This window comes from Aeromonas sp. Marseille-Q7275 (assembly GCF_965119515.1).
This window is the reverse complement of the sequence record NZ_CBCPLW010000001.1, coordinates 15,895-29,827: the sequence shown is the minus strand read 5'-3', so window position 1 is coordinate 29,827 and position 13,933 is coordinate 15,895. Positions and strand designations below refer to the sequence as shown.

Here is a 13,933-nt window from a genome sequence, read left to right as displayed (position 1 = left end):
CCGCAGGGATGGCAGCCTGCCGGAAACAGTTATGGCATACTTCCCGCCAATCGATGCCAAGGAGAGCCGTGAATGGCAAAGTACGACAAGATTTCCCCCGAGACCCAGCAGGAGGCGATGAAAATCGCCCGCGCCAACCAGAAGCCGGGGCAGACCAAGGAGCAGACCCAGCTGATCGCCCAGGGGGTTCAGAAGGGCATAGACGAATACAAGAAACAGATGAAGGCACGGGCCCGGGAGGCGAGCCGCCAGAAGAAGCAGCAAGCCAGGGCGAAACAGCCACAGCAGGGCGAGCAGGAGGAAGAGGTCCATGAGATAGAGCTTGTCGAGATCAGCCGCCAGCACCCGTTGCCATGGGTATTGCTGGTGCTGAGCTGGCTGGCCTTTGGCTGTGCCTGGATCTGGCTGCGCTGACCCCTTGCCTGGCAAACCTTTGCCCTGGGATCGGCCTCACAGCCCGGGGCCGGGGCGCTGGTCATCCCTTGCCCCGGCTGCTTACACTCTTACCCCCGTTGTCTGGAGACCCCCATCATGAACCCGGCCCCCCTCTATCTGCTGGCCCCCCTTGTCCTCTTTATCGTGACCCTGGTGCTCTATCGCATCTCTCCCCTGCGAGCGGTCGCCGCCGGCAACGCCCGCTGGTTTATCCTGCCCGCCTTCACCCTCTTCATCCTGCTCATCGTCATCAATGGGGCGGCAGACCCGAGCCTGCGCAGCCCCGGCTTTCACTGGCTGATGCCGGGGCTCGGCTTCGCGCTCTGCCTGTTCCCGGCGCTGCCCAAGGCGCTGGTGCCGCGCCTGGCCATCAAGGAGGGGGCCTTCGCCGCCCTCGGCCTGATGCTGATGAGCCTGGCCATGGTCTACTGACCGGCGGGCCGTTGGCATTGACTCAAGAGGCTCTCCCTTTCTTGTACAAACAATGGCCTTCAGGCATCTTGGTGGGCGGATAACCGGCAAGGAGGCCAGATGAACAATCCGCACGATTTCATGGCGCAGTGGGATTACCAGGATCCCGCCGCCACGGCCCTGCGTTTTCGACGCCTGCTCGAAGAGGCGCAGGACGACCTGCAATACGAACTGGAGCTGCTGACCCAGCTGGCCCGCACCCACTCCCTGCAGCGCCAGTTTGCACAGGCGCACCAGTTGCTCGACGAGATAGAACCCCGCCTCACCGACAGCACCCCGCGAGCACGGCTGCGCGCCTTGCTGGAGCGCGGCCGCACCTTCAACTCCGCCGGCGACAAGGCCAGCGCCAGGACACTGTTCGAGCAGGGATGGCAACTCGGGCTCAAGCTGGGGGAGACAGGACTCGCCATAGATGCGGCCCACATGGTGGCCATCGCCGCCCCGCTGGAGGAGCAGAGCCGCTGGCATCAACTGGCCATGGACCTGGCCGAACGCAGTGCCGACGATAAGGTGCGCGGCTGGCTGCCCAGCCTCTACAACAATCAGGGCTGGACCCTGTTCGAGCTGGGACGCCTGGAGGAAGCCAGAGCCTGCCAGCAGAAGTGCCTGGCCTGGCACCAGCAACACAACAACCAGAGCAAGGCCTTTATCGCCCGCTGGAGCCTGGCACGGCTGAGCCGGGCCCAGGGATGGCACGAACAGGCGATGGCCGAGCTGAGCCAGCTGAAAGCCGACATGGCCGAGGCCAGCGCGCCGGAAGATGGCTATGTGTTCGAGGAGCTGGGGGAGAACGGCCTGATGCTGGACGATCCGGCCGCCCCCGAATACTTCGCCCGCGCCTGGTTCCTGCTCTCGCGGGATGGCTGGCTGCAGGCCAACGAGGCGGAGCGGCTGGCCAGGCTCAAGCGCCTCGCCAAGCTCTGACGGCGGATCACAAAAAGAGCGGGCGGCCCGCGCCGCCCGTCACTCAGACCAGACCCCCTCTTCCCGACCCTGCCTCTTGCGACAGATAAGGGAAGCCCTGAGCCCAGCCGTGCTTGAGCCTTGAGCCTTGAGCCAGGCTCGCCTCTTCCCAGCCCTGCCTCTTGCGACAGATAAGGAAAGACCTGAGCCCAGCCGTGCTTCAGCCTTAAGCCTTAGGCCAGGCTCGCCTCTTCCCACCCCTGCTTCTTGCGATAAATGGTCGAGGGACTGATCTCAAGCAGCGCCGCCGCCTTGGGGATGTTGCCATCACAGCTGGCGATGGCCTGCTCTATGGCCTCCTTCTCCACCAGCCAGAGCGGGCGTACCGGCAGCGGGGTCGACACGGGCTCGGCCAGGATCTCGGGGGGTGCGGCAGGGGCAGGCATGGGGAGCGCACGGCCGCCGTTGAGCGGCGGTGGCAGTATATCCTTGCTCACCAGCTCGCGATCGTTGAGCACCACTATGTTGCGCACCACGTTCTGCAGCTCGCGCACGTTGCCGGGCCAGGGGTAATCGAGCAGCACCCGCACGGCGTCGGCATCGAAATCCCGGAAGCGCTTGTGCTCCTCCTTGGCATATCGCAGCAGGAGGTCGCGGGCCAGCAGCAGTATGTCTTCGCCGCGCTCGCGCAGGGGGGGCAGGGAGAGCGGGATCACGTGCAGCCGGTAGTAGAGATCCTCGCGAAAACGCCCCGCCTTCACCTCCACCAGGGGATCCCGGTTGGTGGCGCAGACGAAGCGCACGTCCACCGTCTCCACCTTGCCGCTGCCGACCCGCTGCAGGGTGCCGGTCTGGATGAAGCGCAGCAGCTTGCTCTGCAGGTCGAGATCCATCTCGCAGATCTCGTCGAGGAAGAGGGTGCCGCCGTCCGCCAGGCTGGCCGCCCCCTTGCGATCTCCCTGGGCGCCGGTAAAGGCTCCCTTCACATGGCCGAAGATCTCGCTCTCCATCAGATCGTGGGGAATGGCGGCGCAGTTGAGTGCGATGAAGGGCTGATCCCGGCGCGGGCTGCACTGATGGATGGCCTCGGCACAGACCTCCTTGCCGGTGCCGCTCTCCCCCGTGATGAAGACGGTCGCCTTGCTCGGCGCCGCACTCTCTATGATGCGATAGACAGCCTGCATCGCCATGGAGGCGCCGATGAAGCCCGCAAAGGAGCTGCGCTCGAAGTTCTCCCTATACTGGGCCACCAGCGAGCTGAGCTGTTGATGCTTGTAGGCGTTGCGGGCGGTGGCGCACAGCCGCTTGCCGTCGAACGGCTTGGTCAGGAAATCGAAGGCACCGCAGCGCATCGCCTCCACCGCCACGTCCACCGAGCCGTGGGCGGTGATCACCACCACCGAGCAGGGCAGTTGCTGCTCGGTGATCTGCTGCAGTATGGCCATGCCGGACATGTCGGGCAGTTCGAGGTCGAGCAGCACAACGGGAGGCGGGCTGGCCAGCAACTGCGCCAGTGCCTGCTGGCCGCAATCGGCCAGCAGCACCTCATAGCCATCCTGAACCAGGTACTGCTCATAGACGACGGCCAGACTGCGGGTATCTTCCACCAGCAGGACACGGGGTTTGCTTTCAGCCACGAGATCCATCCTTGCGATTGATTTTGTTGTCTATTCTGGGGGCTAGCCGCCACACACTCAAGACGGTCCCCCCAGCTTTCTCTCGCCCATACTGGCGCGACACAAGTAAAAACGGCTCCCTGGGGAGCCGTTTTCATCGCATTGACTGCTTATTTCTTCGCATCGGCGCCATCGGCAGCCGGCTTTTCGATGGCCAGCAGCTCGACGTCAAATACCAGCACGGCGTTGGCCGGGATGGAGCCTGCACCGTGCTCGCCATAGGCCAGCTTGGACGGCAGGAAGAACTTGAACTTGGAACCGACCGGCATCAGCTGCACGCCTTCGGTCCAGCCCGGGATCACCTGGTTGAGCGGGAAGGTGGCCGGCTCGCCGCGATCGACTGAGCTGTCGAACTTGGTGCCATCGGTCAGGGTGCCGGTGTAGTGTACCTTGACGATGTCGGTGGCCTTGGGCTTGGCGCCGTCACCCAGCTTCTCGACCTGATACTGCAGGCCGGATTCGGTGCTCTTCACGCCCTCTTTCTTGGCGTTGGCGGCCAGGTACTCTTCACCCTTCTTCAGGTTTTCTACCGCATCCTTGTCAGCCTTGGCCTTGGTCAGCTCGTTGATCTTGGCGTCGTATTCCTGCAGGACCTTCTGGATCTCCTCGTCAGTCATGCTGGCTTCCTTGCCCAGACCGTCGGTCACCCCCTTGAGGATGACGCTGTTGTCCAGCTTGATGCCGAGTTCCTGCTGACGTTCCAGGGTATTGGCGATATAACGACCCATGGAGAGGCCGATCGCATAGCCGGATTGCTCTTCAAAGCTCTTGGCTGCTGCCTTGGGGGCCTCTGCCGGCTTGCTGGCTTCTGCCTTGACCTCTGCGGTATTGGCAGGAGGCTTCTCATCTTTTTGGCAAGCAGTCAGACCCACGGCAACGGCCGCAGCCAACAGGGACACCTTCAGAAAATTGTTCATCAGTTTCTCCAAAACTCTAAATACCGCTCTCGGTTCCTTCGTGAAATGAGAGGTTTATCGTGATAAGCGCCTTATACTAACGCCGTGATCGCAGGTAACGAAAGCATGAGACAGGAAAAATGATCAAAAGTGCCATTTATCTCATCGGTATCTGCCTGATGCTGACAGGGTGCGAACAGAGCTCACTTCCCGGCCAGCAGATCCGCCTCGCCAACCAGGGCTTGCTGAGTGCGGATCTCGCCAGTTCCGGCAAGCAGGCCATCGTCTCCAGCCTGGGCCAGGGCACAGTGGTCTGGGATCTGGAACAGGGCAAGGAGCGCTGGCGCTGGCGTCAGAGCGAGGACCAGGAAGAGTTCGTCACCCTCACCCGCTTCTCCCCGGGCGACAGCCACGCCATCACGGCCACCCAGCGCACCTTTGCCATCTGGCGCCTGCAAGATGGTCGCTCCCAAGGCTACTATTCACTTCCTGAATCCAGCCTGAGGGATGCGGCACTCTCGGCCGATGGCCGTCTGGTGCTGATCGGCCGCGAAGATGGCAAGGCGGAGCTGGTGGATACCCGCACCGGGCGCAGGCTGCAGTTCCTCGGCCATACCGAGCAGGTCAACACAGTGGATCTCTCCGCCAATGGCCGCTACGCCCTCACCGGCGGCAACGACTACAGCGCCTATCTGTGGGATACCCACAGCGGCCAGGTGGTGTGGCGTTTCAACCACGCTGGCCGGGTGGTGATGGCGAGACTGGATCCGGCGGGGCGCTTCGCCTTCACCGCCGACAGCCGTCAGGCCAGCATCTGGGATCTCAAGACTGGCAAGGAGGTGAGCCGGCTGCAGTTCGATCACCGCTTCGAGGTCTACACCAGCGCGCGGTTCGTCAAGGATGGCGACTGGCTCGTCACCGGCGCCCCCTCACGCCAGCTCTCCCTGTGGCGGGTGAGCGATGGCAGCCTGCTGCAAAGCTGGCGCGTCTCTCCTCATCCCAGGGTGAAACCACCGAGCGCTGTGGTCTATGGCGTGGCTTTGCGCGACAATGGCCACCTCGTCAGCGCCAGCTCCAGTGGCCTGGCCGAAATCTGGACTATCAAGTAAGGACCAAGAGGCCCATGAGTCAGCAAGTTAACGATCGTCTCGAGACCCTGGAAAGCCGTCTCGCCTATGCCGAATACACGGTGGAGCAGCTCAACGAGGAGGTGACCACCCAGGGCCGTGAACTCGACCGGCTCAAGCATCAGATCCAGCTGCTGGTGGACAAGCTGCAGAGCGTGCAGCCGAGCCAGATCGCCAGCATGGCCGAAGAGACGCCGCCCCCGCACTACTGAGTGCGCCGCCATAAAAAAACCCGCACGCAGCGGGTTTTTTCATCTTGCCAGTCGGCAGATCAGTGGTGATGGCCCTTGCCACCGCAACCACCGCCGCCACAGCAACCGCCGTGACCCTGCTCGTCGCCGTGGTCATGACCGTGATCGTGGCCGTGACCGCCGCAGCAACCGCCGTGGTCATGGTCGTGATCGTGACCGTGGTCATGGCCATGATCGTGACCGCAGCCACCGGCACCGTGCACGTGGCCGTGAGCCAGCTCTTCGGCGGTGGCGGCACGCACGTCCTTGATCTCGACCTTGAAGCCCAGGGTCACACCGGCCAGGGGATGGTTGCCATCCACCTTGATGAACTCTTCGGAGACTTCGATGACGGTCACCGGACGGTGGCCATCGTCGGTCTCGGCCACAAAAGTATCCCCTTCAGACACTTCCATGCCATCGAACAGCTCGCCGGGCACTTCTTGCACCAGGTTCTCGTCATACTCGCCATAGGCCTGGCTCGGCGTCAGGGTGACGTCGAACGCCTCGCCCACGCTGCGGCCTTCGAGCTCGGCTTCGAGGCCGGAGACCAGATAACGGGTACCGTGCAGATACACCAGAGGCTCTTTACCGACAGTGGTGTCGATGACTTCACCGTGTTCGTCGGTGACCGTGTATTCCAGCGTAACCACGCTCAGGGGAGCTACTTTCATGTCAGGGATCCTGCGGATAGAAAAAAACGGGCCCAGAATACCTTAAAAAGGTGGCCAAGCATATGATCTGCCCCGCTCCGCCATGCTGAAAAAGTCAGCAGTCCAGAACGAGCCTTGCCCCACCCCGGGTATTATCAAGAGGCCCCTCACTGGAGGCGATACACCTTTATCAGCGGTTCGGCCTCCCGGATGACTCGGTCCACCCCGGCCATCCGGCAGTAGGTCACTGGGAACTAAAGACTCCTATGACTGTTCGGCCTCGCGGATGACCCGGTCCACCCCGGCCATCCGATGGTCGGTCACCAGGAACGAAAGACCCCTATGACCTGTTCGGCCTCCCGGATGACCCGGTCCACCCCGGCCAGCCGGCGGTAGGTCACTGGGAACTAAAGACCCCTATGACCTGTTCGGCCTCGCGGATGACTCGGTCCACCCCGGCCAGCCGGCGGTAGGTCACTCGGGACGAAAGACCCCTATGACCTGTTCGGCCTCCCGGGTCGCCTTGTCCACCTCGGCCTGGGTCTGCACCTGGGTATCCCCGCAGTCGACACAGGTCACCTTCTCGACTCCATGCTCCATATACAGCATCATGGTGTCCATCTTGCCGCACGCCGGGCAAACCGCACCGGCAATGAAGCGCTTTTTACGTCTGGTTTCCATTTTTGTTACCTCCAGGCAGCATCATATCAGGGTTTTTACATGCATCACGCCATCGAATATCAGCATTTTTCCACTCCTTGCCTGCAGGTCGGCCCCCGCAAACGCTCCCCTCTGGGTCAGCTGCTGCGCGTCACCCGGGGCGCGGCGCTGCTGAGACTCGGCTCCCATGAGCTGTTGCTGACGGCGGGCAGCCACTTCTGGCTGTGCGCCGATGCCCTCGCCGCCTTCACTCCCCTGGCGGGTTGTCAGCATGATTTGCTGACCTGCTCGGTGCGGGTGACGCAACCGGCCCAGGCTGGCTGGTTGCAACCCACCCCGCTGATGGACGCCCTGCTGGACAGCCTGGCCAGCTGGTCCAGGCCCCGTGACTGGCAAGAGGCCTATGGCCACCGGCTGCGGGTCATCGGGGACGAGTTGCAGGCCTGTGCCATCCTGGCGCAGGCGGATCAGCCGCTGCAAGCCGCCTGGCGCGCCCTGGCCAGTCAGTCGGAAGGCAGCGCCGCGGCCTGGCAGGCTTGCCTCGTCCAGCGGGGCATCGAGGATCCCGCCCTGGCGGCCGATGCACTCGGTGCCCAGTGGCAGTTGCTGCAAGGGGTACGCCTGCTCAGAAGTGGCAGCAAGCCGGCCCAGGTCGTGGCAAAGCTCGGCTACCGGGATGAACAGGCTTTGGCGCAGGCGTGCCAGCACTGGCTCGGGCTGACGCTGGAGGCAGTGGCCTCCCCCCAGTGAACCGGACGAGAAAATAAATGAGGGTGACAGGGTCCAGTTTTGCGGCTCGCGGTCGCTAATAACCGTTAATAACCGTTAATAACAACGGCATCATCCTGGTCACCATCCTCTATGCTGAACACCAGATTGACCGTCACCGATTAGATCAACAGGACATCCGCCATGACGAGCAAGGCCAACCAATCCCAGGGCATGTTGCTGTTTCACCTCTCAGCCAGGCAATCCTTCGCCATCGGCACCCTCAAGGTGAAGGAGATAGTCCCCTACACCCAGCTCACCGCCCTGCCCCATTCGCACCCGACCGTGCTCGGGGCGGCCAGCATGCGGGGCACCACCATCCCCGTGATCGACATGGCGATGGCGGTGGGCTATCGCCCCATCAGCCGGGAGGAGATGCCCAGCTGCTTCATCATCATCACGGATTGCCGCCGCACCCTGGTGGGCTTCCTGGTGCGGGGCATCGACAAGATCACCGAGTGCAACTGGCGCGACATAGAGCCGCCGCCCCCTTCCCTCGGGCAGAACGTCTTCGTCACCGGGGTGACCAAGGTGGGGGATCAGCTGATCCAGCTGCTGGACGTGGAGCTGATCCTGTCCCGGGTCTATCCGGACGATCCCAGCCACCTCTACCCCGTGCTGACCGATGTGCAGCGCGAGCGGCTCAAGCCGATGCGGATCCTGCTGGTGGACGACTCCTCCGTCGCCCGCCGCCAGCTGATGGCGGCCCTCGATTACATCAACATTCCCTACGAGGTGTGCACCAACGGGCGCGATGCCCTCAGCCTGATGCAGGCCAGGGTCGCCCAGGGCAGCCGGATCGACATCCTGGTGAGCGACATAGAGATGCCGGGGCTGGACGGCTACGAGCTGGCCTTCGAGGTGCAGAGCGATCCCAGGCTGGCGGAGGCCTACATCATTCTGCACACCTCCCTCTCCAGCGAGATCAGCGTGGAGCGGGCCCATCAGGTCGGCGCCCACGAGGCACTGACCAAGTTTGAAGCCAACGAGCTGATCCAGGCCATGCTGCGCGGCGCCGAACACCACGACCGCCTGCCCGCCTGATACCGCGGCGGGCCCAGGGCTCGCCGCCCGTTTCCTCTTCTGCTGCCCCGAGTCGTTGCATGCTGACAGAAAGCCACTTCCACGCCCCCTGGTGGGCCCGCAATGCCCATCTGCAAACCATATTGCCGAAATGGCTGCGCCGCGCGCCGGCCCGCTTCATCCCTGAACGGTTCGAACTCGCGGATGGGGATTTCGTCGATCTCGCCTGGAGCGGGGCCATCAGCCCGGATGAGCGGCCGCTGCTGGTGCTGTTTCACGGTCTGGAGGGCAGCATCCACTCCCACTATGCCAAGGGACTGTTTGCCCATCTGCAGCGGCAGGGGAACGACGCCGTGCTGATGCATTTTCGGGGGTGCAGCGGCGAGCCGAACCGGCTGCTGCGGGCCTATCACTCCGGCGCCATCGAGGATGCAGAGGCGCTGATCGCCGAGCTGGGCCGCCGTTTCCCCGGCAAGCCGCTGATCGCCATCGGCTACTCCCTGGGGGGCAACATGCTGGTCAATCTGCTGGCGCGGGCCTGTCCGGATGAACTGACCGCCGCCGTGGTGATCTCGGCGCCGCTGCAACTGGCGAGCTGCGCCGACAGGGTCAATCAGGGATTCTCACGGGTGTATCAGAGCTACCTGCTGCGCACCATGAGGGCCAATCTGCAGAGCAAGATCCGCCATCAGGCCGCGGCCCAGTCCCGCTGGCAACCGGAGCAGGTGAACCGCATCGCCACCCTGCGCGACTTCGACGAGCAGGTCACGGCCCCGCTCCATGGCTTCGACAGCGCCGATCACTACTATCAGACCTGCTCCGGCCTTGATCTCCTGGCGCGCATCACCATCCCGACCCTGATCATCCACGCCGCCGACGATCCCTTCATGACCGGGGCCGTGATCCCCAGACCGGAGCAGCTCTCCCCCATGGTGCGCTACGAGCTGAGCCGGCGCGGTGGCCACGTGGGCTTCCTGCACGGTACTCCCTGGCGACCCCGCTTCTGGCTGGAGGAGCGGATCAGCCAGTGGCTGCGGGAGCAGACTCAGGACGCCAGGCGGTAGCCGTTGCGTCCTGCCCCCTTGGCTTGATAGAGGGCGCCGTCCACCCGCTCGAGCAGCATGACCAGGCTCTCCCCCGGACGCCACTGGGCGATCCCCTGGCTCAGGGTGAGATGGGGAGCCACGTCGGATCCCTCGTGGGGCAGCGCCCGGGCCGCCAGGGTGGCGCGAATGCGCTCCGCCACCTCCTGGCCACCGGCCAGCGTCGTCTCCTGCAGCAACACCACAAACTCCTCCCCGCCGTAACGGGCCACCAGATCGCCGGGTTCGCGCACGCTCTCCTCCAGACACTCGGCCACCAGGATCAGGCACTCATCCCCCGCCTGATGGCCGTAGTGGTCGTTGTATCGCTTGAAAAAATCCACATCCAGCAGGATCACGGTGAGCGGTGTCTCCAGCGTCGTTCCCTGGGCGATGGCTTGTTTGCAGACCTGATCGAAGTGGCGGCGGTTGGCGAGCCCGGTCAGGGGATCCCGATGGGCCATGGCATCCATCTTGCGTGCCAGCATCAGGTTGTCATATTCGCGCGACACCGCCAGCTCGAACCAGCCGTTGAGCATCCGCCGCCCCGTCTCCAGGACGATCAGCAGACACATGGCCGCCAGCCAGTGAACGGTGCCGGACGGTAGTATCACCCAGCGTTCCTCGAACAGCAGGAAGAGCAGAGGCGGGGCACTCAGGCAATAGAAGACGCGCCACTCGCTGTAGAAGGCGATCAGGGCCGTCAGCAGCAACAGGCTGACGATGTTGAATGCCAGGCTGAAGCCCCCTCTGAGTTCTATGGTGGCGATGGCATAGGCCGTCATCGCCCAGGCCAGTCCCCACAACATGGCGCAACCCCAGAGCCAGGGCTGCCATCTCGGCGTTCCCTGACGAGAGAACCAGCGCCAGCCCAGGGGCGGCAGCACGCTCGCCACCAGCACCAGGGCCAGCTGGCACTCATACCGCCAGGGCAGCCCCTCGATCGCCACCAGGCGGGCATCCTGATAGATATAGAAACGCGCAAGCAGAAAGAGGATCGCCAACTGGTTGATGGCCCAGAACCAGCGCAGCCCGGCGCTCAGGGCACGGCGACGCGCATCGTAAAGGTGATGGTCAAACTCACTGCTTGGGCGACGCTGTTCAGCTGATGCCATGAGAACCCTCGCTCAGGTCCAGATAAACTCCTTGCGCTTGCCGGTCAGACACCGACAATATCCGCATCGCTTTGACTGAAGATGAAATCATGATTATCCCCTGGCAAGAACTGGATCCAGACACCCTCAACAACCTGCTCGAACATTTCGTCCTGCAAGAAGGCACCGAATACGGCGAACAGGATGTCAGCCTGGCCGACAAGGTTGAAGAGGTCAGACAACAATTACTACAAGGTAGTGCCGTGCTCGTCTACAGCGAGTTGCACGAGAGCGTCAACGTCGTGCCCAAGACGCATTTGAGCAATGCGCCGAGGGACGACTCTCCGGCAGAGTGACACAAGAGAAGGAACACGAGCTGAACAATGCCCGGCCCGGGCCCTGCCGAGCACTGCGGTGCGGCGTTCAGTTCAGGGGGAAGATGGGCGGCCCGCCCGATGAGACAGGCGCTTCGAACGGGCTTGTTTTGCCTCCCTCGCCGACTGTCGCGGCGCCGATGGAGGCCAGCCGCCGGGGGCATGGGGGGCTCATGATGCCGCCCGCGCTGCAAGGCTGCACTTGACCGCACTTTGAACCTGCCTTTATAACGGAACTCCCAAGGAAGAGAGAATTCTATGTCGGCCAAGCATCCCATCATTGCGGTTACCGGTTCCTCCGGTGCCGGCACCTCCACCTCCACCAACGCCTTCCGCTCCATGTTCCATCAGCTCGGATACAAGGCGGCCGTGGTCGAGGGGGACAGTTTTCACCGCTATACGCGGCCAGAGATGGACGTGGCGATCCGCAAGGCGCGCGAGCAGGGACGCCACATCAGCTACTTTGGCCCCGAGGCCAACGACTTCGGCCTGCTGGAATCCTTTTTCCAGGAGTACGGCCAGAGTGGCAGCGGCCAGTACAGGCGCTACCTGCACAGCTTCGACGAGGCGGTCCCCTTCAACCAGATGCCGGGCACCTTCACCCCCTGGCAGGCGTTGCCGGGGGAGACGGATCTGCTGTTCTACGAAGGGCTGCACGGCGGTGTGGTGACCGGCGAACACAACGTGGCCCGTCACGTGGACTTTCTCATCGGCGTGGTGCCCATCGTCAACCTGGAGTGGATCCAGAAGCTCATTCGCGACACCTCGGAGCGTGGCCACTCCCGCGAGGCGGTGACCGACTCCATCGTCCGCTCCATGGATGACTACATCAACTTCATCACACCGCAGTTCTCCCGCACCCACATCAACTTCCAGCGGGTACCGACGGTGGACACCTCCAACCCCTTCAGCGCCAAGGTGATACCCAGCCTGGACGAGAGTATGCTGGTGATCCGGTTTCGGGGCATCAAGCAGGTGGACTTCCCCTACCTGCTGTCGATGATAGACGGGGCCTTCATGTCCAGAATGAACACCATAGTGGTGCCGGGGGGCAAGATGGGTTTCGCGATGGAGCTGATCCTGCGTCCCCTGATCCAGCAACTGTTAGAAACCGGCAAGATCACCTGAGCCAAGGAGCTTATGATGCGCGGTGCACTTCTCTCATTCACGCTGGCAGCCCTGCTGGGCGGTTGCAGCACTGGCCCCGCCGCCCCCACGGTCGAGACGGGCACCATGGTGGTCCGTCCGGCAGACAACTGGGCCTACGGGGCGACGCCACGCTATGCGCTGGCGGAGCAGTTCCAGTACGCGGGCAACAGCGCCGCCCCCTGGCTGGAGCCGGTGCAGCAGGCCGTCACCCAGACGCTCGACGGCAAGGGCTGGCGCAGCGTGCCCCTCGATGAGGCCGACGTCTGGGTCGCCATCGGGGTGGCGGGCAGCCAGGACATGAGCGATGGGGAGATATTCTCCCGCATCGGCATGACCCCTGGGCTGAATGCCGCCGCCGATGCCCGCAAGGGCACCCTGGCCATACTGCTGATCGACAGGCGCACCCAGCAAAGCGTCTGGAGCAGCGCCATCCAGCTCGCCAGCGACGTGCCCATCGCCGAGGACGAGCGCAGTCAGCTGAGCCAGCAGCTCGCCGCTCAACTCCTCGGCTCCCTGCCCGCCCAATGAGCCCCATAACACAACGGCCTGCTTCAAGCAGGCCGTTGTGGATACACGCCGTTGCACGGCATGAGGATTACTTCAGCTCGCAGGTCAGCAGGGTCACGCCGTTCTTGACCAGGGTGGCCTGTTTTTCCTGATGGGAGAAGGTGGTCACCCCATCGGAATAGCTGGCGGTCTCTTTGGGTGACTCGATGCGACCCAGCTTGTGATAGACCCCGGCATAAGGGAACTGCACCATGTCGGCCTGGGCATCATAGGTGATGGCCAACAACTCTTCCCCGCACTGATACTGGCTGTACTGATACTGGGTCGGCTGCGGCATGCTGCAGGCAGCCAGCCCGAACAGGGGAAGCAACATCATTATCTTTTTCATCGCACTTTCCTTATGTCATGGCGTTATCGACGGGACAAACTACAACAATCAAGCTTCAACGATTTGATAACTATGGGTAATTTCTACCGCTTTTTCCAACATCAGGGAAACGGAACAATACTTCTCCATCGACAAGTCGACCGCGCGGGCAACCTGTTTCTCGGCCAGCCCCTTGCCGGTCACGACGAACTTGAGATGGATCTTCTCGAACACCCGGGGCACTGAGTCGGCACGCTCCCCTGCCAGCTCCACATGACAGGCGGTCACGGACTGGCGCGCCTTCTCCAGAATGGAGACCACGTCGATGGAGCTGCACCCACCGACGGCCAGCAGGATCATCTCCATCGGGCTGGCACCTTCGCCCGGGTTGGCGCCGTCCAGCGTCACCTGATGACCGGACTCGCTCTCGCCCACAAACTTCATGCCTTCAACCCAGCTGACCTTGGCTTTCATCTCACATTTCCTCTCAATGACGACGGTTCTGACGCCCATAGCAT

The 13,933-nt window shown here is 63.1% G+C and carries 18 protein-coding genes; 11 read left to right on the top strand and 7 right to left on the bottom strand.

Annotation, left to right across the window (positions count from 1 at the left end; translation table 11 throughout):
• Positions 1-72 precede the first annotated feature (72 nt).
• The 3 genes from ACWPWQ_RS00125 (at position 73) to ACWPWQ_RS00115 (ending at position 1,830) form a co-directional block, all read left to right on the top strand.
• The gene (locus ACWPWQ_RS00125; RefSeq protein ID WP_319917088.1) at positions 73-414 is read left to right on the top strand and encodes a DUF2956 domain-containing protein; all 342 of its coding nucleotides are present in this window, start codon (positions 73-75) and stop codon (positions 412-414) included.
• Between the two features lie 117 nt (positions 415-531).
• On the top strand, positions 532-867 hold the full coding sequence (locus tag ACWPWQ_RS00120; RefSeq protein WP_043132774.1) for a hypothetical protein: 336 nt from the start codon (positions 532-534) through the stop codon (positions 865-867).
• A 99-nt stretch (positions 868-966) separates the two neighbouring features.
• The gene (locus ACWPWQ_RS00115; RefSeq protein ID WP_454008711.1) at positions 967-1,830 is read left to right on the top strand and encodes a hypothetical protein; all 864 of its coding nucleotides are present in this window, start codon (positions 967-969) and stop codon (positions 1,828-1,830) included.
• Between the two features lie 212 nt (positions 1,831-2,042).
• Here the strand turns inward: ACWPWQ_RS00115 and ACWPWQ_RS00110 are convergent, their stop codons facing one another.
• On the bottom strand, positions 2,043-3,446 hold the full coding sequence (locus ACWPWQ_RS00110; RefSeq protein ID WP_454008710.1) for a sigma-54-dependent transcriptional regulator: 1,404 nt from the start codon (positions 3,444-3,446) through the stop codon (positions 2,043-2,045).
• 149 nt (positions 3,447-3,595) lie between these two features.
• Positions 3,596-4,402, bottom strand: coding sequence for an FKBP-type peptidyl-prolyl cis-trans isomerase (gene fkpA, locus ACWPWQ_RS00105; RefSeq protein WP_454008709.1), 807 nt, complete (start codon positions 4,400-4,402; stop codon positions 3,596-3,598).
• Between the two features lie 119 nt (positions 4,403-4,521).
• Between fkpA and ACWPWQ_RS00100 the strand changes: the two genes are divergently transcribed.
• Both ACWPWQ_RS00100 and ACWPWQ_RS00095 read left to right on the top strand, forming a co-directional pair.
• Entirely contained in the window at positions 4,522-5,490 is a 969-nt protein-coding gene (locus tag ACWPWQ_RS00100) for a WD40 repeat domain-containing protein (RefSeq protein ID WP_454008708.1), read from the top strand.
• Between the two features lie 14 nt (positions 5,491-5,504).
• Positions 5,505-5,720: a SlyX family protein gene (locus ACWPWQ_RS00095; RefSeq protein ID WP_005330500.1), complete on the top strand. Its 216-nt coding sequence runs from the start codon at positions 5,505-5,507 to the stop codon at positions 5,718-5,720.
• Between the two features lie 59 nt (positions 5,721-5,779).
• Here the strand turns inward: ACWPWQ_RS00095 and ACWPWQ_RS00090 are convergent, their stop codons facing one another.
• Both ACWPWQ_RS00090 and ACWPWQ_RS00085 read right to left on the bottom strand, forming a co-directional pair.
• Positions 5,780-6,412, bottom strand: coding sequence for an FKBP-type peptidyl-prolyl cis-trans isomerase (locus ACWPWQ_RS00090; RefSeq protein ID WP_005330502.1), 633 nt, complete (start codon positions 6,410-6,412; stop codon positions 5,780-5,782).
• 453 nt (positions 6,413-6,865) lie between these two features.
• Entirely contained in the window at positions 6,866-7,072 is a 207-nt protein-coding gene (locus ACWPWQ_RS00085; protein ID WP_033130616.1) for a YheV family putative zinc ribbon protein, read from the bottom strand.
• 39 nt (positions 7,073-7,111) lie between these two features.
• Between ACWPWQ_RS00085 and ACWPWQ_RS00080 the strand changes: the two genes are divergently transcribed.
• From ACWPWQ_RS00080 to ACWPWQ_RS00070, 3 genes are all read left to right on the top strand, one after another.
• On the top strand, positions 7,112-7,801 hold the full coding sequence (locus ACWPWQ_RS00080) for a hypothetical protein (protein ID WP_454008707.1): 690 nt from the start codon (positions 7,112-7,114) through the stop codon (positions 7,799-7,801).
• Positions 7,802-7,963: 162 nt separating this feature from the next.
• Positions 7,964-8,863: a chemotaxis protein CheV gene (locus ACWPWQ_RS00075; RefSeq protein WP_005330506.1), complete on the top strand. Its 900-nt coding sequence runs from the start codon at positions 7,964-7,966 to the stop codon at positions 8,861-8,863.
• A 59-nt stretch (positions 8,864-8,922) separates the two neighbouring features.
• On the top strand, positions 8,923-9,906 hold the full coding sequence (locus tag ACWPWQ_RS00070; RefSeq protein ID WP_247627164.1) for a hydrolase: 984 nt from the start codon (positions 8,923-8,925) through the stop codon (positions 9,904-9,906).
• Here the strand turns inward: ACWPWQ_RS00070 and ACWPWQ_RS00065 are convergent.
• On the bottom strand, positions 9,888-11,039 hold the full coding sequence (locus tag ACWPWQ_RS00065; protein WP_454008706.1) for a membrane-associated sensor domain-containing protein: 1,152 nt from the start codon (positions 11,037-11,039) through the stop codon (positions 9,888-9,890). The genes ACWPWQ_RS00070 and ACWPWQ_RS00065 overlap by 19 nt on opposite strands.
• 89 nt (positions 11,040-11,128) lie before the next feature.
• Between ACWPWQ_RS00065 and ACWPWQ_RS00060 the strand changes: the two genes are divergently transcribed.
• The 3 genes from ACWPWQ_RS00060 (at position 11,129) to ACWPWQ_RS00050 (ending at position 13,069) form a co-directional block, all read left to right on the top strand.
• Positions 11,129-11,374 carry a YheU family protein gene (locus tag ACWPWQ_RS00060; protein WP_139434965.1) on the top strand — a complete coding sequence of 82 codons (246 nt, stop codon included), beginning with the start codon at positions 11,129-11,131 and terminating at the stop codon, positions 11,372-11,374.
• Positions 11,375-11,650: 276 nt separating this feature from the next.
• A complete protein-coding gene (locus ACWPWQ_RS00055) occupies positions 11,651-12,520 on the top strand; it encodes a phosphoribulokinase (protein ID WP_005330514.1) in 870 nt (289 codons plus the stop codon).
• Positions 12,521-12,535: 15 nt separating this feature from the next.
• A complete protein-coding gene (locus tag ACWPWQ_RS00050) occupies positions 12,536-13,069 on the top strand; it encodes a DUF4136 domain-containing protein (protein ID WP_139434967.1) in 534 nt (177 codons plus the stop codon).
• A 67-nt stretch (positions 13,070-13,136) separates the two neighbouring features.
• On the opposite strand, the gene ACWPWQ_RS00045 is transcribed toward ACWPWQ_RS00050, so the two are convergent.
• Positions 13,137-13,436, bottom strand: coding sequence for a hypothetical protein (locus tag ACWPWQ_RS00045; RefSeq protein ID WP_025328080.1), 300 nt, complete (start codon positions 13,434-13,436; stop codon positions 13,137-13,139).
• A 48-nt stretch (positions 13,437-13,484) separates the two neighbouring features.
• Positions 13,485-13,889: an OsmC family protein gene (locus ACWPWQ_RS00040; RefSeq protein ID WP_454008705.1), complete on the bottom strand. Its 405-nt coding sequence runs from the start codon at positions 13,887-13,889 to the stop codon at positions 13,485-13,487.
• Between the last annotated feature and the right edge of the window lie 44 nt (positions 13,890-13,933).